This window comes from Flectobacillus longus (assembly GCF_030056705.1).
Classification (GTDB): Bacteria; Bacteroidota; Bacteroidia; order Cytophagales; family Spirosomataceae; genus Flectobacillus; species Flectobacillus longus.
In genome coordinates, this window is record NZ_JASHIC010000012.1 from 103915 (window position 1) to 129447 (window position 25533).

At 37.1% G+C, this 25533-nt stretch carries 19 protein-coding genes; 10 read left to right on the forward strand and 9 right to left on the reverse strand.

The features are described from left to right. Positions 1-16 precede the first annotated feature (16 nt). The 3 genes from QM491_RS10280 to QM491_RS10290 all read right to left on the reverse strand — a co-directional run bounded on the left by QM491_RS10280 (position 17) and on the right by QM491_RS10290 (position 4343). Positions 17-3061 carry a SusC/RagA family TonB-linked outer membrane protein gene (locus tag QM491_RS10280; RefSeq protein ID WP_283327487.1) on the reverse strand — a complete coding sequence of 1015 codons (3045 nt, stop codon included), beginning with the start codon at positions 3059-3061 and terminating at the stop codon, positions 17-19. Positions 3062-3134: 73 nt separating this feature from the next. Beyond that, complete coding sequence (locus QM491_RS10285; RefSeq protein WP_283327407.1) at positions 3135-3401, reverse strand: hypothetical protein; 267 nt, start codon at positions 3399-3401, stop codon at positions 3135-3137. A 360-nt stretch (positions 3402-3761) separates the two neighbouring features. Beyond that, the gene (locus tag QM491_RS10290) at positions 3762-4343 is read right to left on the reverse strand and encodes an RNA polymerase sigma factor (protein WP_205691039.1); all 582 of its coding nucleotides are present in this window, start codon (positions 4341-4343) and stop codon (positions 3762-3764) included. Positions 4344-4667: 324 nt separating this feature from the next. On the opposite strand from QM491_RS10290, the gene QM491_RS10295 reads away from it, so the two are divergent. The 3 genes from QM491_RS10295 to QM491_RS10305 all read left to right on the forward strand — a co-directional run bounded on the left by QM491_RS10295 (position 4668) and on the right by QM491_RS10305 (position 10855). Then, positions 4668-7742, forward strand: a complete 3075-nt coding sequence (locus QM491_RS10295; RefSeq protein ID WP_283327408.1) for an amidohydrolase family protein — start codon at positions 4668-4670, stop codon at positions 7740-7742. 148 nt (positions 7743-7890) lie between these two features. Further along, a complete protein-coding gene (locus tag QM491_RS10300) occupies positions 7891-9195 on the forward strand; it encodes an amidohydrolase family protein (RefSeq protein ID WP_283327409.1) in 1305 nt (434 codons plus the stop codon). Between the two features lie 157 nt (positions 9196-9352). Beyond that, entirely contained in the window at positions 9353-10855 is a 1503-nt protein-coding gene (locus QM491_RS10305; protein ID WP_283327410.1) for a L,D-transpeptidase family protein, read from the forward strand. Between the two features lie 150 nt (positions 10856-11005). Here QM491_RS10305 and QM491_RS10310 read toward each other — a convergent pair whose 3' ends face one another. After that, positions 11006-11587: a murein L,D-transpeptidase catalytic domain family protein gene (locus QM491_RS10310; RefSeq protein ID WP_283327411.1), complete on the reverse strand. Its 582-nt coding sequence runs from the start codon at positions 11585-11587 to the stop codon at positions 11006-11008. Between the two features lie 328 nt (positions 11588-11915). On the opposite strand from QM491_RS10310, the gene QM491_RS10315 reads away from it, so the two are divergent. The 7 genes from QM491_RS10315 (at position 11916) to QM491_RS10345 (ending at position 18471) form a co-directional block, all read left to right on the forward strand. Continuing rightward, the gene (locus tag QM491_RS10315) at positions 11916-12668 is read left to right on the forward strand and encodes an LOG family protein (RefSeq protein ID WP_283327412.1); all 753 of its coding nucleotides are present in this window, start codon (positions 11916-11918) and stop codon (positions 12666-12668) included. A gap of 71 nt (positions 12669-12739) precedes the next feature. Then, entirely contained in the window at positions 12740-13561 is an 822-nt protein-coding gene (locus tag QM491_RS10320) for a universal stress protein (protein ID WP_283327413.1), read from the forward strand. 162 nt (positions 13562-13723) lie between these two features. Beyond that, complete coding sequence (locus QM491_RS10325) at positions 13724-15178, forward strand: APC family permease (protein WP_283327414.1); 1455 nt, start codon at positions 13724-13726, stop codon at positions 15176-15178. A 178-nt stretch (positions 15179-15356) separates the two neighbouring features. Beyond that, positions 15357-15842, forward strand: a complete 486-nt coding sequence (locus QM491_RS10330) for a YchJ family protein (protein WP_283327415.1) — start codon at positions 15357-15359, stop codon at positions 15840-15842. Positions 15843-16038: 196 nt separating this feature from the next. Then, positions 16039-16323 (forward strand): putative quinol monooxygenase, encoded by a 285-nt coding sequence (locus QM491_RS10335; protein WP_283327416.1) that lies wholly within the window; start codon positions 16039-16041, stop codon positions 16321-16323. Between the two features lie 78 nt (positions 16324-16401). Beyond that, positions 16402-17658, forward strand: coding sequence for a serine hydrolase domain-containing protein (locus tag QM491_RS10340; protein ID WP_283327417.1), 1257 nt, complete (start codon positions 16402-16404; stop codon positions 17656-17658). A 105-nt stretch (positions 17659-17763) separates the two neighbouring features. Beyond that, complete coding sequence (locus QM491_RS10345) at positions 17764-18471, forward strand: SDR family oxidoreductase (RefSeq protein WP_283327418.1); 708 nt, start codon at positions 17764-17766, stop codon at positions 18469-18471. A gap of 83 nt (positions 18472-18554) precedes the next feature. Here QM491_RS10345 and QM491_RS10350 read toward each other — a convergent pair whose 3' ends face one another. From QM491_RS10350 to QM491_RS10370, 5 genes are all read right to left on the reverse strand, one after another. Beyond that, positions 18555-20135 (reverse strand): hypothetical protein, encoded by a 1581-nt coding sequence (locus QM491_RS10350; protein ID WP_283327419.1) that lies wholly within the window; start codon positions 20133-20135, stop codon positions 18555-18557. A 246-nt stretch (positions 20136-20381) separates the two neighbouring features. Further along, the gene (locus QM491_RS10355; protein WP_283327420.1) at positions 20382-21971 is read right to left on the reverse strand and encodes a glycosyltransferase family 39 protein; all 1590 of its coding nucleotides are present in this window, start codon (positions 21969-21971) and stop codon (positions 20382-20384) included. Positions 21972-22149: 178 nt separating this feature from the next. Beyond that, on the reverse strand, positions 22150-23334 hold the full coding sequence (locus QM491_RS10360; RefSeq protein ID WP_283327421.1) for a class I SAM-dependent methyltransferase: 1185 nt from the start codon (positions 23332-23334) through the stop codon (positions 22150-22152). Positions 23335-23430: 96 nt separating this feature from the next. Next, positions 23431-24351, reverse strand: coding sequence for an alpha/beta hydrolase (locus QM491_RS10365; protein WP_283327422.1), 921 nt, complete (start codon positions 24349-24351; stop codon positions 23431-23433). A gap of 243 nt (positions 24352-24594) precedes the next feature. Next, positions 24595-25500 carry an EamA family transporter gene (locus tag QM491_RS10370; RefSeq protein ID WP_283327423.1) on the reverse strand — a complete coding sequence of 302 codons (906 nt, stop codon included), beginning with the start codon at positions 25498-25500 and terminating at the stop codon, positions 24595-24597. Between the last annotated feature and the right edge of the window lie 33 nt (positions 25501-25533).

Sequence of the window (25533 nt, forward strand, 5' to 3'; positions counted from 1 at the left end):
TTCTACTAAGTTGTGGTTAGAACTTAGCATTGATACCAACTGTAAATACTCTTGTAGATGGTGTAACACCATTGTTTACAGAAGTACCTGAAGTTTCAGGGTCTACGCCATTGTATTTAGAAATAAAGCTAGACCAGATGAAAGGTTGTTGGATACTTGAGAATAGTCTCAATGATTCCATGCCGAATTTTTTAGCAACAGTTGAATTGAAAGTATAACCAAAGTTGATGTTACGCATTTTGATAAATGAACCATCAAAATAAATCAACGTTTGTCTGTACTGAGGGAACTCTTGGTTACTAAATGGACGAGGGAACTCCGCATTAGGGTTGTTTGGAGTCCAGTAATCAACTTTGATTTGTTGGTAACGACCCGCCAAAGCATTGTTGTCTTGATGGAAACCACTTACAATCATTTGTCCAAAACGACCGAATAAGAAGAATGAAATGTCAAAGTTTTTATAAGAGAAACGGTTTGTGATACCCGCTTGGAATGTTGGTACATCTGAGCCTAACAATACACGGTCGTCAGCATTGATTACGCCATCGCCATTTGTATCTTGTACTTTGATTTGACCTACACCAGCACCCAATGCATTTGCATTATCACCAGGGTAATATTTTTTAGCTTGTTCTGCTTCACTTACTTGCCAGATACCTACTTTTTTGTAGTCAAAGAATGAGTTCAAAGGTTGTCCAATAAACCATTTGTTACCAATATCATCTTTTGCACCATTATAAAGTGAAACAATTGCTTCTTGGTTTTTAGTGAATTGGAAATCAGTTGTCCATTTAAAACCTCCTTTAGTGTCTACGTTTACAGTAGATACACTCAACTCGATACCTCTGTTACGAGTTTCTCCAACGTTTTTAGTTACAGCACTAAAGCCGATTGAACCTGGCAATTGGTCAGATAGCAATAAGTCTGTTGTGTTAGTTTGGTACAATTCTAATGAACCTTGAACACGTCCTTTCAAGAAACTGAAATCAAAACCAATGTTTTTCGTTGCAGAAGTTTCCCATCTCAAATCTGGGTTTCCGATAGTATTTGGACGATAACCAAATGCAGCAGTATTATCCCAAGCATAAGCAGTACGGTTCAACAAACCTTGTGTTTGGTAAGGAGATACCCCTTGGTTACCCACTGAACCCCAACCTGCTCTCACTTTTAATAAGTCTAACCATTGTACACTTTTCAAGAAAGGCTCATTGCTGATATTATAACCAACTGCAACTCCTGGGAAGTTACCGTATTTACTGTTTACACCAAAACGGCTAGAACCATCACGACGCATCGTCAATGTTACCAAGAATTTATCATTGTAATCATAGTTTACACGAGCCATTAATGAGTTGATAGTCCATTCAGTCAAGTTACTTCCAACACCCAATACAGACGAAGCGTTGCCCATATTATAAAATTGCTGAGTTTCTGCTGGAATACCCTGAACGTTTGCTGCATAGTTTTCATAACGGTCTCTTTGAATAGAGTGTAACAACGTTACGTTCAAATTATGCTTCTGAACTGTTTTCGAATAGTTGATAATATTTTCTAAAGTCCAGTTAAAACCAAAATTACTTTGGCTACTTGCTTGTGGATCACCACCTTTTCTTGCATTTGTTTGAGCTCCAATAAATCTACCCCAACGAGATAATGTAAAATCTGGACCAAAGTTTACACGGTATTTCAAACCTTCCATCAATTTTACTTCAGTATAAATACTGTTGAAAATACGGTATTTCTTCGTGTTATCTACCTGAGCACCTGGTACGATTTCAGCCAATGGGTTAGTTAACAAGGCATCGTTTGTTGGAGTAAAGTTGATCGAACCATCTGCTTTATAAGGTGCTCCCAATGGGTTTTGTTGAATTGTGAAACTATATGGGTTCAAGTTTTCACCATTACGATCGCTAAACATCATGTAAGACGAAATACCCACTTTCAACCACTTATTAATTTCATGGTCGATATTAGCACGTAAAGAATAACGAGAATAATCTAATCCTTCCGTTACCCCTTTATCTACATAGTAACCAGCAGAAATATAGAATTGAGTTCTGTCATTGCCACCTTGAATACCAATTGAATGGTTTTGTTGGAAGCCATTTTTCAAAAGCAAATCTTGGTAATCTGTACTTCTACCTTGAGCCAAACCTTCTACTACATTAGGGTCACCACCTAATACTGCTACCTTCGAATCTGCAACTGGATCTGATTGACCTGTTGGAACGATCGCTCCTGCTGCGTTTTTGTAAATACCTGTTGCTCTGTAAGCTTCACGTACATATTCCGCAAATTCGGTTCCATTAAACAATCTCAATTTGTTCAATACCTGCGACTCACCTACATACATATCATAAGTAACTGTTGTTTTTCCTTTTACAGCACCTCTTTTTGTTGTAATCAAAACAACACCATTGGCACCTCTAGCACCATAAATCGCTGTAGCTGTTGCATCTTTCAACACCTCCATTGATTGTACATCATTCGGGTTAAAATCTTCATAACCAGCCGACAATGGAATACCATCTACTACATATAGTGGGTCATTGCCAGCATTGAATGAACGACGACCACGAATCAAAATCTTAGCTGTTTGACCTGGTTTTGAACCTGACTGTGAAACGTCAACCCCAGCAGTTCTACCTTGAAGTGCCTGACCTAAGTTGGTAATAGGCATTTCCGAAATTTGCTTAGCTGATACTTGCGAAATAGCACCAGTCAACTGACTTTTCTTTTGAGTACCATAACCCACTACTACTACTTCAGAGAGTGCTTGGTTTTCAACATTTAAAACAACATTGATAGTATTTCTTGTACCAACAGCTAACTCAGATGTAGAGTATCCAATAGCAGAAAACACTAGAACATCCTTGGCTGTTGAAGAATTAATTTTAAAAGTACCATTTGCATCTGTGGTTGTACCTTTATTGGTACCTTTAATCATAACACTTACCCCTGGAATACCCTGTCCGTCTTCAGAAGAAGTCACTTTCCCTGTAATTGCTTGTTGGGCTAGTCCTGTGAAGCTTAACAACATAAATGTAAGCACCGCACACATTCCAAATAGCCCTCTTTTCAATAGTAAAGGTTTAATTAGCATAGTTTATTGGTTTTAAAATGAAACTGATTGATTAGGATAATAAAGATTTATTGATTTTTCGCCAGAGTTCTTCTTCTTCCAGTGGATTGAGGCCTTGACCTTGGTAGTTATTCAGAAGAATATCTTTTGCTATTTCTATTTCAATACATTTATCAGGATATATTTCTACTAGTTTGTTCCAAAACGCACTATATTCCCGATTGCTTGGTGAGGTTACCCATTCTAAAAAAAAGGTATCTGAGATAAAATCCTCAGCATGAAAAAACTCATATTTTAGAATGTTGTCGAGGCGTGCCATAAATTGAACTTTTGAAAGTATTTTTTGCAATTTTACTACACAAGGCACAATCTCTTTTTTTCTACTCTATTTTACAGACAAAAAAGGATGGTTTTTTTATTTTTATTTCAATACATTGGTTATCAAATATATAATTACATTTAATAGTCAATATTATAGGGATATAATGAGGTAATAGTAGGCTTAAGAATGGAAATTTTTCTTTGAGGTAGAGAAAAAAAGATATATGATTATTCAATTTATTTTTTGAACTTTAATAATATAAGTCATGGAATTCGTATTTCTACTGAAAAAAATAAAAAAAACCTGCACAATTTTCTGTGACAGGTTTTTGTAATCGTTATGTATTTAATCTAATCCCTATGCAAAAGCAATTTGTTCGGCGCCGATGTGCTGTTTTAAGGTCTTCAATGCGCCAAAAATAAGATTGTAAACCGACTGAGGATTGATATTCATTTTATTTGAAATCTGGTCGGTGTCCATATCATGGAAAAATTTCAAAGAAAGAGCTTCTCTTTGTCTTTTAGTCAAAAAACGAAAAGACTCATTTAGTACATGATTAAACTTTTGTTCTTCTTCAAAAGCGACCAAACGATTTTCGTGCGAACCAACAAAATCAGGATTTTCAACATAATATCCTTCATGATGCAAAGTCTGACGTTGTTGCGTTTCTAAATGACGAACCAACTTTCTTTTTATAGAAGCCATTAGATAATAACGAATAGAAGTCGTTTCGCCTAAATTTTGGTGATTTTTCCAAAGTTCTACAAATAAATCATGCAAACAGTCCTTGATTAACTCACGGTCTTGGGTAATACTAGTACTATAGTTATACAAGAGGTTTACATAGCTACGGTATATGAGTGTAAATGCGTCGTGATCCCCTCCACGAAATGCGTTCCACAAAGCTACTTCATCCGTAATTCTTTTTGCAGTCATCATAAAAATGAGTTGTTTTCTGAGATTCTTCCCTAAAGATATACAAACAAAATAGCACTTTTCAAGGGTTTTATTGAATATTTTTCCGTAAACGTTTACGGAAACGTTTACGAGAAAAATATTATAAAAACTATTTATTATCCTACTGTAAAAAATACCCTTTTGTATTTAGGCGCTAGAATTCCTGACTTGGTCTAAATTTGGTCAAAACTTGTTGGAAGTTCGAGATTATCGTACAATTTTTACATGATGTAATATTTCATTGGGCAAATTCTTTGGTTTGCCATATCACTTTACACAAACTACCTTTAATCTAAATTTCTTTTTATGAAGAAGATTCTTTACACGTTCATCAACATCATCATGTTTGGAACGGTGCTTAGAGCTCAAACCACTACGTTTCCTCGAAACGGCGTGCAAGATGAGCGTCCAAACACTTACGCATTTGTCAATGCAACAATCGTTTCAGATGCTAATACTGTTTTAGAAGGCGCAACCTTAGTAATCAAGGGTTCAGTAATTGAAGCAGTAGGCAAAAACATCACACTTCCTGCTGGCACACAAGTAATCGACCTCAAAGGCAAGCGCATCTATCCTTCTTTGGTAGAAGCGTATAGTAGCTACGGTATGCCTGAGCTCAAAAGAGAAGGTCGTAGCTTTAGAGGCGACCCTCAGTTCGAATCTAAAAAACAAGGAGCCTATAACTGGAATCAAGCCGTTTTGCCAGAAGTAAATGCGGCTACAATTTATACAGGCAATCCAACTGCTGCTGATGAATTGCGTAAAGCTGGTTTTGGTGCTGCCATCACGCACGTACAGGACGGTATCATTCGTGGTACTTCTGCATTAGTTGCCTTAATCGACGGTCGTGACCAAGAAGCTTTATTGAAAACCAATGTTTCGGCACACTACTCTCTTTCAAAAGGTTCGTCTACTCAAGACTATCCAAACTCACTAATGGGTTCGGTAGCCTTGTTACGTCAAACATACTTGGATGCTGATTGGTACAAAAAAAGTAAAAGTAAAACAGAATATAACATCTCTTTAGAGTCTTTCAACAACAGTCAATCGGTACCACAAGTATTTGAGGTATCTGATAAATTGGGTATTTTGAGAGCTAACAAAATCGGAAAAGAATTTGGTGTTAATTACATTATCAAAGGTGGTGGCGACGAATACCAACGTCTTGACGAAGTAAAAGCTGCTGGCGTTTCGTTGATTATTCCATTGAATTTTCCAACGACTCCTGACGTAGAAGACCCATTTGATGCGAGTGTTGTTTCGTTGTCAGATATGAAACACTGGGAAATGGCTCCTGCCAATCCTGCTATTTTGGCTAAAGCAGGTGTTCCGTTTGCTATCACAACTTCTAACGTAAGAAGCAAGTCTGATTTCTGGGCAAACTTGCGTAAAGCTGTAGAATATGGTTTGGATGAAAAAGTAGCTTTGGCAGCTTTGACTTCGGTTCCTGCTCAGTTCAACAAAGTAGATAACTTGGTAGGTAGCTTAAAGCCTGGTATGTTGGCCAACTTCTTGATTACATCAGATAATCTTTTCAAGGAAAGCAATGTAATTTATGAAAACTGGGTAAAAGGAAAGCGCTACGTTGTAAATAACATGAACATTACTGATATGCGTGCTACTTACGATTTGAGCGTAGCGGGCAAATCAGGCTTGAAATTAAATGTAACAGGTAAGGTAGATAAGCCAGAGTTCCAAATCCAAGTAACAGATTCGGTAAAGGTTTCTCCTAAAGTGACAAGAACTGGTGATTTGTTGACTTTATCTTTCAAATTGGATGCTAAAAAAGACAAAGGTGATACTCGTATTAGTGCCTATTACGATGGCAAAAATATCAAAGGCGATGGTTTTGATGCAGCAGGTACTCCTGTAAAATTTGATGCTATTTTCAAAGAAGCTTTCAAAGAAGCTGTGGCAAAGGCTGATACTACGAAAAAGCCTGTTCCAACTATTGGCAAAATCGTATATCCTTTCAATGGTTACGGTGCTGAAACCAAACCAAAAGCAGAGACTTTATTGATTAAAAATGCTACTGTTTGGACAAACGAGAAGGATGGCGTTTTGAAAAATACTGACGTATTATTGAAAGATGGTAAAATCGCTCAAGTGGGTAAAAACTTGTCAGCAACTGGTGCTAAAGTTGTTGATGGTACAGGTAAACACTTGACTAATGGTATTTTTGACGAACACTCTCATATTGCCTTACTTTCTGTAAACGAAGGTTCTCAATCGGTTACGGCTGAAGTTCGTATGGAAGATGTGGTAAACTCTGAGGACGTAAACATTTACCGTCAATTAGCGGGTGGAGTTACTTCTTCTCAATTATTACACGGTTCTGCTAACTGTATTGGTGGTCAGTCTGCAATTGTAAAGTTGAAATGGGGTGAAGCGCCAGAAGTAATGAAGATTCAAAATGCGGATGGATATATCAAATTTGCATTAGGTGAAAACGTAAAACAAGCTAACTGGGGTGACCGTGCTCGTATCCGTTTCCCTCAAACTCGTATGGGTGTTGAGCAAATCATGATGGATGCTTTCTTACGTGCTAAAGAATACGATAAAGCTTGGGCTGAATATAACAAAGCCGCTAACAAAGCTACTTTGACGCCTCCACGTCGTGATTTGGAATTGGATGCTTTATCTGAGATTTTGAACAAAAAACGTTTTATCACTTGTCACTCTTATGTGCAGTCTGAAATCAATATGTTGTTGAAAGTAGCTGATTCATTAGGTTTCAAAGTAAATACATTCACGCACATTTTGGAAGGCTATAAAGTAGCTGACAAAATGAAAGCACACGGAGCTAGTGGTTCTACTTTTGCTGACTGGTGGGCATACAAAATGGAAGTAAAAGAAGCAATTCCTTTCAATGCTGCTTTGATGACCAAAGTTGGGATCAATACTTCTATCAACTCAGATGATGCTGAAATGGCTCGTCGTTTGAATCAAGAGGCTGCAAAAACAGTCATGTATGGTGGTCTTACTGAAGAGGAAGCTTGGAAATTGGTTACATTGAACCCTGCTAAAATGATGCACCTTGACAACCGTTTGGGTAGTATTAAAGCTGGTAAAGATGCTGACGTTGTACTTTGGAACGAAAACCCACTTTCGGTTTACGCAAAACCAGAAAAAACGATCATTGAAGGTGCTGTTTATTTCGACATCGAAAAAGACAAAGAATTGCGTGCTAATATCGCTGCTGAACGTAATCGTTTGATTCAAAAAATGTTGAATTCAAAAGCAAGTGGTGCTCCTACTGCTAGACCAGAAATGCGCAAACCAAGATTGTTCGTTTGTAACTCTTTGGGCGGTTTAACTGAAGAAGAAGGTGAAACACGTGCATTTGGCACATTGCAGTTACAAGACAACTGTGACAAATAGAGTGTTGAATGGTGAGTTGTGAATGGTGAATATCGCACATTTACTACTCTGCTACGTTATCGAAGCATTATTTGTCTCAAATTCAGTACATGTTTTAAGATAAAATGTCCCCAAAGGCATTTTTCATGACTTAAAATTTTATTACAAAATGAAAAAATCAGCATTATTATATACGCTAGCTTTGTTTTTGGGTGTGAAGACTACCTTCGCTCAAAACCAAGCGGCTGCTACCCCTCAGTCTAAGCCTATTGCTTTGACGGGTGCCACTATACACACAGCAGCAGGTCCTGTGATTGAAAATGGTGTAATCGTTTTTGATAAAGGTGTTATCACTAAAGTTGGTCCTGCAGGAACTGCTTATGATAAAACTGGTACAGAAACAATCGATGTAACAGGAAAACACGTTTTCCCTGGCTTGATCGCTCCTGCCAACCAACTAGGTTTGGTAGAAATCGAAGCAGTTCGTGCTACAGTTGACCAACAAGAAGTTGGTGCAATCAACCCTCACGTTCGTGCTTTGATTGCTTATAACACTGACTCAGAATTGATTCCTACAGTTCGTGGTAATGGCGTTTTGATTACACAAGTGACACCAGTAGGTGAAATTATTTCTGGTATGTCTTCCATCATGAATTTGGATGGTTGGAACTGGGAAGATGCCGTTTTGAAGAAAGATGATGGTGTTCACCTTAACTGGGTTGGTTATTTCAAACGTGAATTCAACTTCGAAACGTTTTCTTCAACAACCAAGAAAAACGATAAAAAAGAAGAGCAAATTCGTGAATTAGCTCAGTTGTTCGACGACGCAACAGCTTATGCTCAAATCAAAAACCCTAATCCTATCAATGTAAAATTGGAGGCAATGAAAGGTCTTTTTGATGGTACTAAAAAATTGTATATCTCGGCTGATTATGGTAAAGAAATCATCGAAGCTGTTCAGTTTGCTAAATCAAAAGGCGTAAAAAGCGTAGTAATTATCGGTGGTGAAGAGTCTCTTTTAGCAGCAGACTTTTTGCGTGACAACAACGTTCCTGTGATTGTATCAGGTACACACCGTTTGCCAAATAGTATTGACGACGACACAGATTTGCCTTACAAATTGCCTCAATTATTGGCTCAAAAAGGTGTAACGGTTGGTTTAGCATATATTGGTATGCACTGGCGCACACGTAACTTGCCTTTCTTGGCTGGTACTGTTGCTGGACACGGTATGTCAAAAGACGATGCTTTGAAATTGGTAACTATCAACAATGCTAAAATCTTGGGCATCGACAAATATGTGGGTTCTTTGGAAGTTGGCAAACAAGCTACTTTGGTTGTATCACAAGGCGATTTGTTAGATATGCGTTCAGCAAAAGTTGAGCACGCATTCATTCAAGGTAAAAAAATCGACTTGGATGACAAACAAAAACGTTTGTACAAAAAGTATTCAGAAAAATACGGAACAAAATAAGCGCTGTATCATCTGCAAATAGTATACAAGCCATTCCTTCGGGGATGGCTTTTTTGATGAATGATAATTATCATTTTTTCTGCTTGAACTACTCAGTTTACTCCTCTCCTTTCCAAGCGACCTTTGTAAAAGTCTTCCACAACAAGCTATTTATTTTATGAAAAAGGTCTATTTCTCAATTATCTTACTTCTTGTTTCGGCAACTACTTTTGCCCAAGAAAACATTGAAAGCTTATTAAAACAATTGTGCGAAGACCCTGTTTTTGCCAAACAACTCAGTATTACTGAACCCTCGGAGTTACAGGCTTTTTATAAAGACAATAACTTCCAACCTATTTGGCATGAAAACAAGGCATTTCAAGAAAGTTTTATAGAAGAACTTCGCAAAGCCGTACAATATGGGCTAAACCCGCAAGAATATCACTTCGACTATCTTATTCAGCCAAACGTCAACCAGCTTGAATATGAGCTGTTATGCACTCATGCGATGCTGTCATATTTCAGTGATTTTACCGCTGGAATCAAGCCCAAAACATTAGCTTTTAATGGTATTGAATACCAAAATCAGCCTGTAAACACTCCTCAAGTCCTTCATCAAAATATCAAATATGGATCTTTCTCTAAACTTCTCGAAAAATATGAGGTAAAAAATCAACACTACAAGAAGGTATTAGAAACATACCAACGATTACTAAATGCGCCAGACAGTCTATTTATTCCCACAAAATTGACTAAATCATTAGTAGAAAATAAAAGTCTTCAACAAAAGTTAGTCTTCTGGAAATGTATAGAGTCGCTTACAATTTATGATAGCGAAATTATTTTGATAGAAGCATTAAAGAAATTTCAGGAAAAATTCAATCTTGAAGCAGATGGAAAATTAGGAAACAATACACTTAAAGCACTAAATACCAACAAGTTTCAGCTTCTTAATCAACTAAAGTACGACCTCAATTATATTCGTTTCTTGAGTGCATGGAATTATCCAACATATCTATGGGTCAATATTCCTTCTGCTGAGTTTTCGATGATTGAAGCACAAACCAAAGCCTTATCGATGCGTGTGATTGTTGGCAACCCCAAAACACCTACACCTAGCTTGATGAGTACGATTAAACAATGTATTTTTTTCCCTTATTGGTTTGTACCATCGAGCATTACTATCAATGAAATGTTGCCACAAATCCAAAAAGATGTCAATTATTTGAGCAATAACAGCATACAAGTACTTGACCAAAAATGGAATGTGTTAGATGAAACTACACTTCCTTGGTCGAGTTTCAATGCCAAAAACTTTCCTTACAAATTACGACAAGTGGCAGGATGCGATAATTCTTTGGGAATTGTGAAGTTTGATTTTGATAATCCATTTACAGTGTACTTGCATGATACAAATGCAAAAAAGCTTTTTCAGAAAAGTAATCGCTGGCTAAGTCACGGTTGCATTCGTTTAGAAAAACCAACAGAACTAGCCGAGAAACTATTAGGAAATCCTTCATTGATTCAGAAACTAGTTGTCCAGCAGCACGAACCAGATTTGAAGCCTATTTATTTTCAAGTTCAACCCAATGTACCGCTATTGATTAGCTATTTATGTTCTGGCATCAATGAAAAAGGCGATTTGGTTTTTTACTCAGATGTTTATCAGAAAGTGAGGTAGAGGAAGCTTTATATCGATACAAACATTTCCGTCACGGGTGAACGAATTCACCCGCTAAGTGGAATCTTTGGTCAAGAATTTGTCATATTTTAGCTTTAACAGTAAACCCGTATTAAGTTTGAGAAAGTATCATTTCTATTAACATCTTTCTCATTTAAAAGCCACAATCACTGCATCTGGTTGGTTGACTAATTTGACCAAAGGCTCAATCATTGTTGGCATGACGGCAAAACAACCAAACGAATTTCCTTGACGTTTGTAAAAACTTGCATTCTTTTCAGAAATATAGTCTGCGGCATGTACGATGATTCCTCTCTCTACTGCATTATCGTTGATTCCTTTATCCAAACCCTTAAGACGAATACTTAATCCATGCTTTCCATAAAATTGACCAATCGGCTCAAATACTCCTAAGCTAGAACACAAACTACCCGAATCATTTGAGAAGTATTCGGCCACAGCACTGCGTCCAGAGCCTTTTCCATGAGCTACCCACGTATTCATCAAACACACTTGTCTTTGCAGATCAATCACATACAATCGTTTTTCGAAAGAAGGTCGTGAAAAATCGACAATACAAGCTATTTTCTTCCCTCGGATTCTAGCATCAGACTGTTGCATTTGCTGCAATTTTTCAGCGACAATTTTAGGAAGTAAAAAAGTATGTTCATCTCTTTTAGCATCAACTTTTCCCCAATTTAAAAGCAAGGTCATCAACAAAAAAACATTCATAGATATGAGTGGTATATAGTAAATATAAATCTGATTTTCAGCAGGTTATTCTTAGCTAACTAGCGCAATCTTACTCTTCCTTTCTATAAATACTAAAACGGATTTCGGAAATTGTAATTTTGCTCGATTACTAAATTACATAACGGAAATACACTACCTTTCATTTACAATCATCAAAGTTTTTCTACAAATAATGATATAAATCAACTCAACTATTGACTGCAATCAAGAACAAGACTGAGAGATTAAGATATTTTTGACAAAAGGCAATTAGAAAAATTAAACCCAGATCCCTAAATACTCTATTTCACTCATAAAAACCAATCCCATGTCAAAATCTGAACATTGTTTTCTGACCCACAAAAACTCACGATGGCATGAGTTAAAATATGTTTTGAAAGTACTTGCCGAGTTTATTAGAGGCTTTCGAGTATTACATTTTGTAGGTCCATGTGCTACCGTATTTGGCTCTGCTCGCTTACAAGAAGGTACGCCATATTATGAACAAGCTCGTAAAATTGGCGCTATATTAGCCAATATGGGCTTTACTGTCATGACTGGCGGAGGTGGTGGAATCATGGAGGCAGCCAATCGTGGAGCCAAAGAAGCGGGTGGATTATCCGTTGGATGTAATATCATACTGCCTCACGAGCAAGCCCCAAATCCTTATCTGGATAAAGTGGTCGAGTTTGATTTTTTCTTCGTTCGAAAAGTCCTTTTAAGCAAATATTCATATTGCTTCATCGTCATGCCAGGAGGTTTTGGTACACTCGACGAAATGTTTGAAGCTATAACTTTGATACAAACTCATAAAATGAGTCCATTTCCGATTGTACTATTTGGCAAGGAGTTTTATCAAAAACTTTATGAACAAATTGTAGCAATGGAAAAAGCAGGCACCATTTCGCCAGAGGACCTTTCTCTATTTTTAATTACAGATTCTTTGGAAGAAGCTCAAGCACATATCCATCAAAATGCGGTAGAAGCCTTTGGTTTAAATACTTACAAACATCTAAAACCTTGGAGTTTATTGCTTGAAAAAAGAGTTAATCGCATAAAAAATCATGACATTAAACAGTAAGGCTCCTAACGAGCCTCATTCATAGAAAGCCAAAATCTTGTCAAATTTGTATCAACAAAACAACAAACTCTATGAAAACAGTTGTAGTACCTACCGACTTTAGTGATACAGCTCAAAAAGCGCTTGTATTTGCTAGTACCGTGGCTCAAAACCTTAACCTTGACTTGGTGCTATTGCATGTGTTTAATCTTACTGGGTCTTTGCCTTATGAATCCCCTTCTCAAATCGAGCAGGAAATCCATGAAGCTCAGAAAGCCTCAGATAAACAGTTAGTCACGGTCAAAAGTCAGTACTTAAAGGACTTCAAAAATGAAGTAAAGCTTTTGAGTATCTATGGCGTTATTTCAGATGTAATAGAGCAGGTAGCCCAACAGGTAAACGCCGAGTTTATCGTTATGGGCACTAGAGGCGCTAAGGATATTTGGAGCAACATCATAGGAAGTAATACTTTTCAGGTAGTAAAAAATTCAATTTGCCCTGTATTTGTCATCCCAGATACTGCCCATATCCAAGACATGAAGCATATTATTTATGCCTCAGATTATACGAATAATGAAGTTACAATTGTCAGAAAAATTATTGATATAGCAGAACGTTTTAAAGCCAAAACTAATATTCTTCACATACATGATGTTGAGGAATCTAATTTGGCAGACGACGAAGCCTTAGGGGATTGGTTATTGACTTTTTTTGAAAATGAAAATATCGAAAGCCACCTTACCTTGGGTAGTAATCCCATCGAAGGAATTGAGAATTATCTTCAGAAAAATCAAGGAGACTTGTTGGTATTGGCCATGAAAGACCGAGGCTTCTTTGATAACCTTTTTCATACTAGCGTGACAAAGCATTTTATTCAGGACTTTAACATGCCCCTGCTAGTATTACCTAAATAATTCATTTTGTTGCATTTCCTTACTTTGTTCCCATAAAATCTATAGCTCATTTTGGCATATTTGTCGGAATGAGCTTTTATTTTGTCGAATAAGACACCTATCTATACGTTTTGGCGGTATAAGCCCTCTTGTTTGGTTGAAGGTTTTTTCTTTTCTTTGAGTATGGAAAAAAATCAACAACTAAAGAAAGAAATAGGATTGCTAGATGCCAGTATGATTGTGATTGGCTCTATGATTGGTTCGGGGATTTTCATCGTTTCGGCAGATGTAACTCGCAACCTTGGTTCGCCAGGATACCTCCTCCTCACTTGGATTATTACTGGTATTATTACGCTCATTTCTGCCTTATCGTATGGCGAACTCGCAGGCATGATGCCCAACGCTGGCGGACAATACGTATATCTTCGTGAGGCATATAATCCCTTAGTAGGTTTTTTGTTCGGATGGACTACCTTTTTGGTTATCGAAACTGGTACGATTGCCGCAGTGGCAGTGGCTTTTGCCAAATACACTGGCGTACTCCTCCCCGACCTGATCAACGACCAACCTTTCTTGGGTTTCTTTAGTACACAACAATTCTTAGCTATTGCGCTTATTGCATTTCTTACCTTTATCAATCTCAAAGGTGTTAAAAATGCTAAAATCGTCCAACTCATTTTCACTGTAACCAAAATCGGTGCTTTGCTTGGCTTAGCTGTCGTAGGTATTATCGTAGGGCTAAATCCAGACAAAGGCGTATGGGCAATTAATGCGATCGACTTCTGGAGTCCTGTTAAAATTATTTGGGAAAAAGGAAAAATCATTGACTACGAATATCTATCGGGTATTGGCCTTTGGTCTGCTGTTGGTTTGGCGTTGATTGGACCATTATTTTCATCATCAGCATGGAATAACGTTACTTATATCGCTGGCGAAATGAAAAATCCTAAAAGAGATATTCCTCTCTCTTTGCTATATGGAACTTTGACCGTGAGTGCTCTCTACATTTTAGCCAATGTGGCCTATTTGATGTTACTGCCAGTACAGGGTCATCCAAATGCACCTGATACACTTTCAAGAGGTATCATGTTTGCCACCAACGACCGAGTAGGAACGGCTGCTGCCGAGATGATTTTCGGGAATCCTGCCGCTATTATTATGGCAGTATTCATCATGATTTCGACTTTCGGGTGTAACAATGGTATCATTCTTTCGGGTGCTCGTGTATATTATGCCATGGCAAAAAATGGCTTATTTTTCAAAAAAGCAGGCGAAATAAATAAAAATGGCGTCCCAGGATTTTCATTAATTATTCAAGGAGTTTGGGCATCATTATTATGTTTATCAGGCACTTATGGTGATTTATTAGATTATACAGTATTCTCGATTCTGGTATTTTATATCTTGACTATCGGTGGCGTATTTATTCTAAGAAAAAAACAACCAGATACTCCGCGTCCTTACAAAGCTTTTGGTTATCCATTGATTCCTGCAATCTATTTGGTTTTTGCAGCAGGACTTTGTATTAACTTATTGATTTACAAACCTATTCCTTCGTGGGCGGGTGTTGGTATTGTAGCTTTAGGCATTCCTGTTTTCTATATTTGGAAAAAAATGGAAAAGAAAACGGAAGAGTAGTTTAAAAATTCCTTTCGAAGAAAATTGAAGCGCCATAGGTATGACAAGATACAGTTGATTCTGTGATTTGTGATATCTATGGCGCTTTTCGTATTTCTAAAAACATCTCGATACCTAGTCATAAAATCTCAAGGGATACTATCTTTGTATTTATTCAAAACATATTTCCATTGCCCCAATGTCACTAGCCGAATTATGCCCTTGCGGCTCTCAAAAAGCATATACTGAATGTTGCGAGCCTTTTATTGAAGGTAAAGAATTTGCACCGACCGCAGAACAATTGATGCGTTCCAGATATACCGCTTATAACAAAATAAAAGTTGACTATCTTGTCGAAACCACCCATCCAAGCCGAAGAAGTGATTTTGACCCGTCGTCAATTCGTGAATGGGCTACCGAAAATACTTGGATTAAACTCGAAGTACTTTCTACCAAAAACGGAAAAAGTACTGATACTCAAGGAGAAGTGGAGTTTAGAGCTTCTTTTAAAGATGCTGATGGAATTGCTCGCACGCATTACGAATATTCAAGTTTTGTAAAAGAACAAAATCGCTGGTACTACGTATTAGGTAAATTTCAACCACCTGCCAATCAAAAAATCGATCGTAATGCACCATGTCCTTGCGGAAGCGGAAAGAAATATAAAAAATGCTGTGGAAAATAGATAGAAGTGCAAAATTATGAGTTGTGAATCTACATTTTTTAATTGTCAACACTTTATATCTGTAATTGATTTTTTTGTCTGATTGAGCTTTCGGCAAAATATTCCCATTCTTTCTCAGGAACACTTTTAAGCATTTGGCTTAGGGCATAAAGCCTACAGCGTAGAAATACAATTTTACTAAAAAACCAACCAACTTATGTTAACCGTTATCGCAAAAATTACTGCACAAAAAGGCAAAGAAGAAATCGCTAAACAAGCTTTATTGGGACTTATTACTCCTACTGTTGCAGAAGAAGGATGTATTGATTATGTATTGCACCAATCTAACGAAGATGCTACGATTTTCTATTTTTACGAAAACTGGGAAAGTCAAGAGCATTTAGATAAACACTTGGCAAATACCCATTTAGTAGAATTTGGCAAAACATCTGGAGAGTTTTTGGCAGGTCCTGCTGAGCTAATTTTAGCTACAAAATTATAATTTATTGGTCAAAGAGATTTTCTCTTTGACCTAATTACCTCTCACTAAATCAAACACATAATCTCTCGATACTATAACATGAAAAAGCTCTTCTTTTTTTACCTATTTCTCTTTACAATTACTGTTTTTGCTCAAAAACCTCAACAATTTACTTCGGGTATAGCTCCCGAAAAAGTAGGAATGTCTACTGAGCGTTTAAATAGAATAGAGCAATTACTCAATCGAAAAATCGCAGAAAAACGCATCCCTGGTGCAGTGGTATTAGCCGCTCGTCATGGGCAGCTGGTATTACATAAGGCATACGGAATGAATGATATCGAAGCCCGAAAAGTCCAAAAAACGGATGATATTTTTCGTATCATGTCTATGTCAAAAGCAGCCACTTCGGTGGCAGTCATGATGCTTTATGAAGAAGGTCTATTTAGCTTAGACGACCCTATTTCTAAATATATTCCTGCTTTTAAAAATGGTCAAATTGTCGACCAAATCAATCCTCAAGATAGTACTTACACCGCTCATCCTGCCAAAAAAGAAATTACGATTCGACATTTATTGAGCCATACTGCGGGTATTCCTTATCAAAATGCTTTGTACGGAAAGGCTAAAATTCCTTATTATTTTTCTACTCAAAACGAAACGATTGCCGAAACAATGAATCGCTTGGGGGCTTTACCTAAGTTTCATGAACCAGGTGAAAAATTCACTTATGGACTCAATACCGACGTTTTGGGCTATTTTGTCGAAGTCGTTTCAGGAATGCCTTTTGACCAATTTCTGAAGAAAAAAATATTCGAGCCTCTAGGCATGAATGATACGGGTTTTTATATCGACGATGCCAAGAAAAATCGACTAGTGACAGTTTATGAAGAAATAGGAAAAGAAAAAGGCATTACACCAAAGCCTCGTTCACAATGGACTGATTATCCTATTTCGGGCGAAAGAAAATACTTTTCTGGCGGTGCTGGTTTAACTTCTACGGCTTTAGATTATGCCAAACTTTGCCAAATGCTCTTGAACGGCGGTACTTTTAACAACACTCGCTTGTTGAGTCGCAAAACCGTCGAGCTAATGACTACCAACCAAATTGGCGAACTAAGCATCAGAGATAATACCAATAAATTTGGCTTAGGATTTGAAATTTATACCCAAAAAGGAAAAGCATCTTTGCCAAGTTCGGAAGGAGCCTTCGAATGGGGCGGTATGTATTACACGCACTATACCATCGACCCAAAAGAGGATTTATTATTGGTTGTAATGTTTCAAGTTTGGCCGAAAAAAGACGGAGGAATTGAAAAACAGGTACAGCAAATGATTTATCAGTCGATTATTGACTAAACTATTTTGTCGAAATATCAGTTCTAAAAGGGTTATCACACAAGGTTATTGGGTAGTGATTTTATTACGAGAAGCTACCCAAAAATCTATATCCCAACAAAAATTATGTCTGAAATCAAAACTGCATTTATTACAGGAGGTTCGAAAGGTATTGGCTACGGAATCGCCGAAGTATTAATCAAAGAAGGTATCAAAGTTGCTATCACCAGTCGTTCGTTGGCTGGCGCCGAGGAAGCTGCCGCAAAACTAAACGAAATCAAAGAAGGATACGCACTGGGCTTGGAATCAGATGTAAGAAGTCTTGCCTCACAAGAATCCGCAGTGGCGAAAGTATTAGCCACTTGGGGAAGAATCGACTATGTAATTGCCAATGCTGGTGTAGGTCACTTTGCTCCTGTTCAGGACTTGACCGAAGAACAATGGCAAGAAACAATTGACATCAACTTGACGGGTGTATTCTTTACCACAAAAGCTACACTTGAGGCCTTAAAAGTTACACAAGGATATTTTATTTCTATTTCGAGCTTGGCAGGAACTAATTTCTTTGCCAAAGGAACCGCTTATAATGCCAGCAAATTTGGTTTGGTAGGATTTACACAGGCGCTTATGATGGACGTGCGCAGCGAGGGTATCAAAGTGACAACGATTATGCCAGGGTCGGTAGCAACGTATTTCAATGGTCATACACCAAATGAACAAGATGCTTGGAAAATCCAACCAGAGGATATTGGTCAAATCGTTGCAGACCTAATCAAACTTCCTGCACGTACTTTACCAAGTAAAATCGAAGTAAGACCAACATCACCGAAGTAATATTTAGTGATTGAGTGTTTGAGCGAATGAGTGATTTTTTAGTTATTCACTCAAACGCTAAATCGCTCAATCACTCAATTTATTTACCAATTCGTCTCCACGGCTTTTCTATTATCAGCCTCTATGGTAACGCTCTGCTGAGTATTCAAAATACGTTTTTGAGTATCTTCGACTGCCAAAATAGCTAGTTTATAAGTACCTGCATCAAATTCGAATGTTGGAATTTGGTTTTCAAAATAAGGCCCAAAAACTGCATGCCCTCCTATCAATAACCTCGTACCTGCTTTTACCGAACGAAGTGGGAAAACATATACTCGTTTTGAAGACTTAGCAATCAAATACACTCCATTATCAGGGTCGAGCCAAGGAAAATGAAAATCGCCAACACCACGAATCACGACATTGCCATCTTGCACTTTGGCTTCTTCTAATTTGATTTGTGGATCATGACTAAAGTCGTTGGCCAACAAAATAGGCGTTAAACTACTAAATACTGTCTCAGGATTATAGTATCTAAACTGCGTTGGACTATTAGTTTTCCCTGACAAATCTTCATACGTCCAATTGAACATACTGCAAATCAACCCCTTGTAATGATAATCTATTTGTGAAATGCTCTGCCAAAATCCGTTGACATAGGTCAAAATTGAAAACGGAAGTGCTAACAAAAACATACTCCAACGATGCTTTTCTTCTAGCACTCGCAACAGCCAAACATACATCGTAATCACAAACAAAAGACTGTAAATCTTGTATCTGCTCGTCAAGATGGTTGGCATTCCGTATCCCACAACCCTCGTCCATGCGACCATAAAAGATGATAAAACAATCAATAATATGGTTGCTAAAACAAAAACAGGCCAGTTTTTAGGAGTAGAATATTTTTTCAATCTAAAATCAAAAGGAATATTTCTGACAACACAAATCAACGCTAGCATTAACAAGATACCTCCCAACAAAATCGCCTTTATAGTTCGTGCCGAAATCGTTGAATCGAGTGATACATCAGCGGCACTTCCAGCAAAAGAAACAAAAGCTAAAAGTACCTTTTTCAAGTCTGACAAGGTAGCCGAAGGTGTTGCTGGAGGTTTCTGGTAACTCGCAAAATAGAGATAAGCAAGCCCTAGTCCTACCAGAACCAAGATTCCAAAATTTTTCCACTGCTGTTTCAACAATAAAAAACCACCCATAATTGCTAAGGTAACAAAGCCATTTCCACTGGTAAACACTGAAATCGATACCAATACCAGCGCACTGATGAGTCTTTCTTCCTCTAATTCCCAAAATGCCCAAAGACTTAGGAAAACAATTCCAAAATTTTGGATAGAAGCCATTCCCCAATAGGTATTTTCCTGATTAATCGAGGTTAATAGTATCCAAGGAAGCGGTAAAAAGTACAAAAGTGATATTTTATTTTTCTTGAAATAAGCAGCATATATCCCCAACACACCGACTAACAGGATATTGCCAAACCACATTAACCATTTGTAATTAATACTTCCATAAATCCCATAAACCAACAAAAACCAAATACGAGTAAGTCCAATTCGGTGTTCGTTATGTTGTGCAAAAATGCTAGCAACTCTTTCTGTCCAAGTTTTACTTTCTTGGAATTTTACTAAAAAACCCTTCAGTCCGTGGTCGTCCACGTAAGGTATATTCATGCCATAAAGCTCAATCAATAGGAAATACAGTAGAATGGGTAAGATTAGTAAACCCCAAAACCAAAATTTCGACAGGACTTTTTGTTCTTTCACTATCTATAAATTTTAATATTTTGAAAATGCTTTCTAAGATAAAAGGGTGATTAATTTTAGTAATTATACAACTGTTGCATTTTATTCTGAATGTAAAATATTGATTATCGAAACTACACTCATAATTAACAACTCAAAACTCATCACTACTGCTTAGTATCGGTATTTCATGCCCTCAAAATTGAACAATACGATGGTTTGTCCATTTCTTTTCAATAAAACTCTATCTGTTTCTTCAAAGGCAATTCGCTGGGTATAGGTTGCATCTTTGGGAAGATATAAGTTTACCAACTGTGCATCATGATTATCAAACTCGCCCTTAGGACGGTCAATAGCCTTGCTAAAGCCATTTGCATAGACCGAAGGGTAAACAATAGTATCGCCAGGCATATACATCGACTTGATTTTATCTGCTACCATGATATAAGGATTCGCCCCACGATTGTGCGAGCTCGTGTACTTTTGTTGTCCGTCGGCATAAAAATGCTTAATAATTCTAGCAAAAGAATACAATTGCATCAATAATATAACAGCAAAGCCTGTCAGTAGTATTCTATGGTTTTCAAACATTTTGACCAAAAACCAAGCCATCAAAATCGATACAAATGGTAAACCAAAACTGGTATATCTAAAATAAAAACCTGTCATTACACCTGCTTTATAGGCAGAGACTACAGAGAAAACGAAAGGAATAAATACAATTAATCCTACAAAGATAAACAACTGACAATCAATCATTTTAGCTTTTTTCAAAATCACAAATGTAACTACTAACAAAAAACTAATAACTAATATTACAGCGACTTTATTACCAAATTTTTCGTACCAACCATTCGTAAAAATAAAATAGTCTGACACAATTGAAGTTCCACGGGTAAATAGATTTTTGGCAGAAGCCAAATCAATAAAACCTTGATAAGAAGCAGCAAGCTTAGGATTTTTCAGAATAGAATTGTACAAATTAGTAGCATCCTTAATATACAAAAGTGCATATTGACCAGGTCCTTTGGTCATCCAAAGTCCAAAAGGAATAGCCATAATACCATAACAAATCATAAAACTACGAAGCTTCAACCACGTGCGGTCGGCTATGAGCCAATACAAACCATGCACCAGAAAAACTGTGAAAGTGAGGTAGTTAGAAAATATAGTTAGGATAATCGAAACGGTATAGGCAACATAATACTTTAGCGAACTTTTACCATTTACCATAATTTGTAAAAAGTAATAAGACGCCATTGTACCAAAGAAAATACAGGTAGTATAAAAGCGAGCTTGCTGACTAAAAATAATGTAAAACGGTTCGATAGCCGCCAAAAATGCAGCAATCAAAGCGATTTTATCATTCTTAAAAATATTGCGTCCAATCAAAAAGATAAATAGAATTGTGAGTAGGTTATAGATAGCAGAAACACTTCTTAAAGCACCATCCGAATGACCGAACAAATGCCCAAAGATATTCATCGTGATTAAATGAACCGTTGCGTTTCCGCTGGTATCGCCACGTGCGTTGGCATCCAACAAATCAGCAATAGTTTTAGGTTGCCAGAAATCTCGTGGTGTAAATGTTTTGTCAGGTGCCATCAAGGCTTTTTTCCCGCCAATGTTTACATTTCCGACGGCCACCATGATTCCTTGCTTTTCATCGCCAAAAATTCCATAGTTATTGATATGGTAAAAGCGTAGGACTGTTGCAAAAACAAAAATGAATAGGAAGGCGATATTTGCAGTATTCTTAGACATTTATTTCTATTTTGAGGTCAATGGATTTTAATTGTATGGGTAATATATTTAATAACACAGGAATGCTGTAGGCTAAAAGTTGAAAAGTATTTCTCATGAAATAATTTAAGTTTTTTTGCCTAATGCCTACGTCTTAAAGCCTAAAGCATATTAATGTAATTTTATTTTGCATTAATGCCTATAAACTCAATTGAGTAAGCTTTTCTAAATGGTGATAATCGATACCAAAATAGGCTTTGGTCTGCGCAATTTCTTGCAAAATTTCTTCTTGACGTTTTGGATTAATACCAGATTTAATACCTACAACCAAAACGTTTTTGGGCGTGTGTGCATCTGAGATAAATTCAAAAACTTTGGTTTTGTAACCAAAATATTCTAAAATCAATGCACGAATTCCATCTGTTACCATTTCGGCTTGTCGTTCGAGAAAGATGCCGTATTTGGTCAAAAACTTCAATTCATTTTGTGCTTTGTTTTTTTCTATTTCTCTTCTGATTTGTTTGTGGCAACAAGGTGCTACAACAATCAACTCGGCACTAGATTGTAATCCTTTATAAATGGCATCATCAGTAGCGGTATCACAAGCGTGTAAGGCTATCAACATACTGATGTCTTTTTGCTCATAGTCCAAAATGGTTCCTTGTGTAAAACTCAATCCTTCAAATCCTGCTTTATGAGCAAATTGATTGCATAAATCAACCATATCCTGACGATATTCCACTCCCTGAACTTGAGTTTTTAAGCCTAAAGTATTGTGTAAATAATCGTACAAAGCAAAGGTCAAATACCCTTTTCCTGAACCCATATCTACCACTTTGTGTAAGTTTTCGATAGCTGAATCTTTAATCAAAGAACTCAAAATCTCTACATAGTGATTGATTTGACGGTATTTATCTTGAGCATTTTTGAAAACATTACCTTGCTCATCTGTAATTTTCAAATCTACCAGATAGGCTTTTTCTGTTGGCTTTATCAATCTTTTCTTTTCTTTGTCATGCTCCAAAGATGGTTTTGCTATCACACTTGCTGCTTTTTGCTTAAGGATAACTTTTCCATTTTTCAGTGCCTCATATTGCCAATCAGACTCGGTACTCATGAGTGTTGCTACTTTAAAACCTTCTTCCAGCCATTCAGCAATGGATTTGTAGCCCTCCGCCAAATCGAAGTTTTTAACAATATCCTTGGTTTTATATCGAAAAGTAAACGCTAGTTTTTCAATGTTTTTAATTAAAACTAAACGTATATAAATGTTCTTCAAAGCAGGCTCATTGCCCTGATAATTGCCCAAAGAGACTTTTACCAAAGACTTTTGCTCAACTGCCTGTTGAATTTGTTCACAAAATTGTGCTATCTGATTTTTCACTAGAATCGTCTTTAAACTTTCAAAGTGCAAAGATACAAAAATAGCCTCGGATTGAGGCTATTTTTGTACTTATCAAAGAAGCTGTTTGATAAATGGTTATTTTTTCAACCATCCATTTGAATCCATCCAACTTTTCAAACGTTCAAACCATTTATCTGGAGTAGTTTTATTATTCAGTCCAAATCCGTGTCCACCTTTAGGATAAATATGTAGTTCGGCAGGGACTTTCTTTTCTACCAAAGCATCATAAAATCTCAAAGAATTCTGCACTGGAACACCGCCATCGTCTTGCGCATGAACCAAAAAACACGGAGGCGTTTGTGGTGTCACCTGCAATTCGTTAGAATACAACGCAACCAAACTTTCTGATGGATTTTTGCCAATCAATTGTTCCTGTGAACCTCTATGTCCAAAAGGTTTCATTGTGATTACAGGATATAATAATACTGCAAAATCAGGTCGTACATTGCTTTTATCAGCTAATTCGCCTACAGGTTGGGCAAAATGTGTTGCTGTTGTTGCTGCCAAATGTCCACCTGCCGAGAAGCCTAAAATACCCACACGATTGGGATTAACACCAAAAGATTCAGCCTTCGAACGCACGAATCTCAAAGCTTGTTGCGCATCCTGTAAAGGAGCAATTGTTCTGTCGACCTGTTTGGTTGAATCAGGAATACGGTATTTTAAAACAAAGGCTGTCACGCCAATTTTGTTTAACTCCTTTGCCACATCAGAGCCTTCGTGCGATGCAGCCAAAATACGATATCCTCCGCCTGGAAACACAATAACAGCTGTCCCATTGTCCGTTTCTTTTGGCGCAGGATAGACAGTGATAGAGGGTATTGAAACCTCTGAAATCCTCAAAATACCGTTTGCATCAGTTGCTGAGCTTTCTGTGTTTTTGTGGGGTTTGGTATTTGGAACCTTTCCTTCATACAAAGGAAACTCCTGAGTTTGTGCTTGTGCCACTTGCATCATGGTCGCTAAACAAATAGAAAATAAAACTCTTTTGATCATAGGTAAATGAAAGTTATTGGTTAACGGATTATCAGTTATCTGAATAGACTCATAATCAAAATGATTCAATAAATAGAAGTACAGGATTATTATTAATTTAATCTACCCTTAAATAAATGTTTGAGGAAATAGCGGTAAGGTTAGTGAGCGCCTATACTCTGGCTTTCTATCTATCTTTACCAGTATTTTAAACGATATTTCATATAAAATCTACTCGTACTTTTTGCCTTCAGAAAAGAGAAGCTATTTTCTTTTTGAAGTAGTAATCAATGCAACTGCTGTTACAATAATTCCACCTGCGACAATCATCAAAGGATGTAACTCCTCTCCTGCTAATAACCATCCCAACAACATTGCTACCAACGGATTGACATAAGTATAGGTAGACACTAAAGTTGGCGGAGCCACCTTGATAAGCCAATTAAATACGTTAAAGGCTACGATTGAGCCAATGACAATCAGATATAGTAAAGCAAAAATAGCCGTTGAGGTCACTTCTATTTGAGCAAAATGTTGAAAATCACCTAAAAAGAAGCTTATTATTAAAGACAAACCTCCTCCAATCATCATTTGAATACCAGATACTTGTGGTGTAGAATAAGGCAATTTGGCTTTTTTGAGAATGACCATACTCGCGTTAAAAGCGATCGTTGCAATAAACATCAATACGACGCCATACATATAATATTGCTCGTAACCTTTGAGCGCCAACTTTTTTAGACTAATCAAAATACCCACCCCAACGATACCCAATAGCGAGCCTAAAATGACTTTAGGCTGTGGTTTTTCAATATTAGAAAACCATAACATTAGCACCAACACCACAGGACCTAATGCTGAAAACAGCGCCGCATAACTCGACGGAATCCATTTGCCTGCAATCGTAAAAAACCCATTTCCCAAGGTAATCATTAATGTACCTGTGAGTGTCATGGTGAGTAAGTGTTTTTTACTAGGCTTAGTATATTTTTTAGTAAGTATTGCCCAGATAAATAGAATCGTTCCAGCACACATGTTACGAATGCCCGAACCCATAACTGGTGGAAAACTTTGCACCATGAAACGAATTGCCAAATAGGTAGAGCCCCAAACAAAATAAAGGATACCCAACCCTCCCCAAATTTTTAGCTGTTGATTTTGTTCTTTCATCTTGCGAAGTTGGTGATTTTTCTGGAAAGTTTG

Excerpts from the sequence above, each read along its gene's own strand:
- QM491_RS10280 (WP_283327487.1), bottom strand. The coding sequence starts at position 3,061 with ATGTGTGCGGTGCTTACATTTATGTTGTTAAGCTTCACAGGACTAGCC.
- QM491_RS10285 (WP_283327407.1), bottom strand. The coding sequence starts at position 3,401 with ATGGCACGCCTCGACAACATTCTAAAATATGAGTTTTTTCATGCTGAG.
- QM491_RS10290 (WP_205691039.1), bottom strand. The coding sequence starts at position 4,343 with ATGATGACTGCAAAAAGAATTACGGATGAAGTAGCTTTGTGGAACGCA.
- QM491_RS10295 (WP_283327408.1), top strand. The coding sequence starts at position 4,668 with ATGAAGAAGATTCTTTACACGTTCATCAACATCATCATGTTTGGAACG.
- QM491_RS10300 (WP_283327409.1), top strand. The coding sequence starts at position 7,891 with ATGAAAAAATCAGCATTATTATATACGCTAGCTTTGTTTTTGGGTGTG.
- QM491_RS10305 (WP_283327410.1), top strand. The coding sequence starts at position 9,353 with ATGAAAAAGGTCTATTTCTCAATTATCTTACTTCTTGTTTCGGCAACT.
- QM491_RS10310 (WP_283327411.1), bottom strand. The coding sequence starts at position 11,587 with ATGAATGTTTTTTTGTTGATGACCTTGCTTTTAAATTGGGGAAAAGTT.
- QM491_RS10315 (WP_283327412.1), top strand. The coding sequence starts at position 11,916 with ATGTCAAAATCTGAACATTGTTTTCTGACCCACAAAAACTCACGATGG.
- QM491_RS10320 (WP_283327413.1), top strand. The coding sequence starts at position 12,740 with ATGAAAACAGTTGTAGTACCTACCGACTTTAGTGATACAGCTCAAAAA.
- QM491_RS10325 (WP_283327414.1), top strand. The coding sequence starts at position 13,724 with ATGGAAAAAAATCAACAACTAAAGAAAGAAATAGGATTGCTAGATGCC.
- QM491_RS10330 (WP_283327415.1), top strand. The coding sequence starts at position 15,357 with ATGTCACTAGCCGAATTATGCCCTTGCGGCTCTCAAAAAGCATATACT.
- QM491_RS10335 (WP_283327416.1), top strand. The coding sequence starts at position 16,039 with ATGTTAACCGTTATCGCAAAAATTACTGCACAAAAAGGCAAAGAAGAA.
- QM491_RS10340 (WP_283327417.1), top strand. The coding sequence starts at position 16,402 with ATGAAAAAGCTCTTCTTTTTTTACCTATTTCTCTTTACAATTACTGTT.
- QM491_RS10345 (WP_283327418.1), top strand. The coding sequence starts at position 17,764 with ATGTCTGAAATCAAAACTGCATTTATTACAGGAGGTTCGAAAGGTATT.
- QM491_RS10350 (WP_283327419.1), bottom strand. The coding sequence starts at position 20,135 with ATGAATATACCTTACGTGGACGACCACGGACTGAAGGGTTTTTTAGTA.
- QM491_RS10355 (WP_283327420.1), bottom strand. The coding sequence starts at position 21,971 with ATGTCTAAGAATACTGCAAATATCGCCTTCCTATTCATTTTTGTTTTT.
- QM491_RS10365 (WP_283327422.1), bottom strand. The coding sequence starts at position 24,351 with ATGATCAAAAGAGTTTTATTTTCTATTTGTTTAGCGACCATGATGCAA.
- QM491_RS10370 (WP_283327423.1), bottom strand. The coding sequence starts at position 25,500 with ATGAAAGAACAAAATCAACAGCTAAAAATTTGGGGAGGGTTGGGTATC.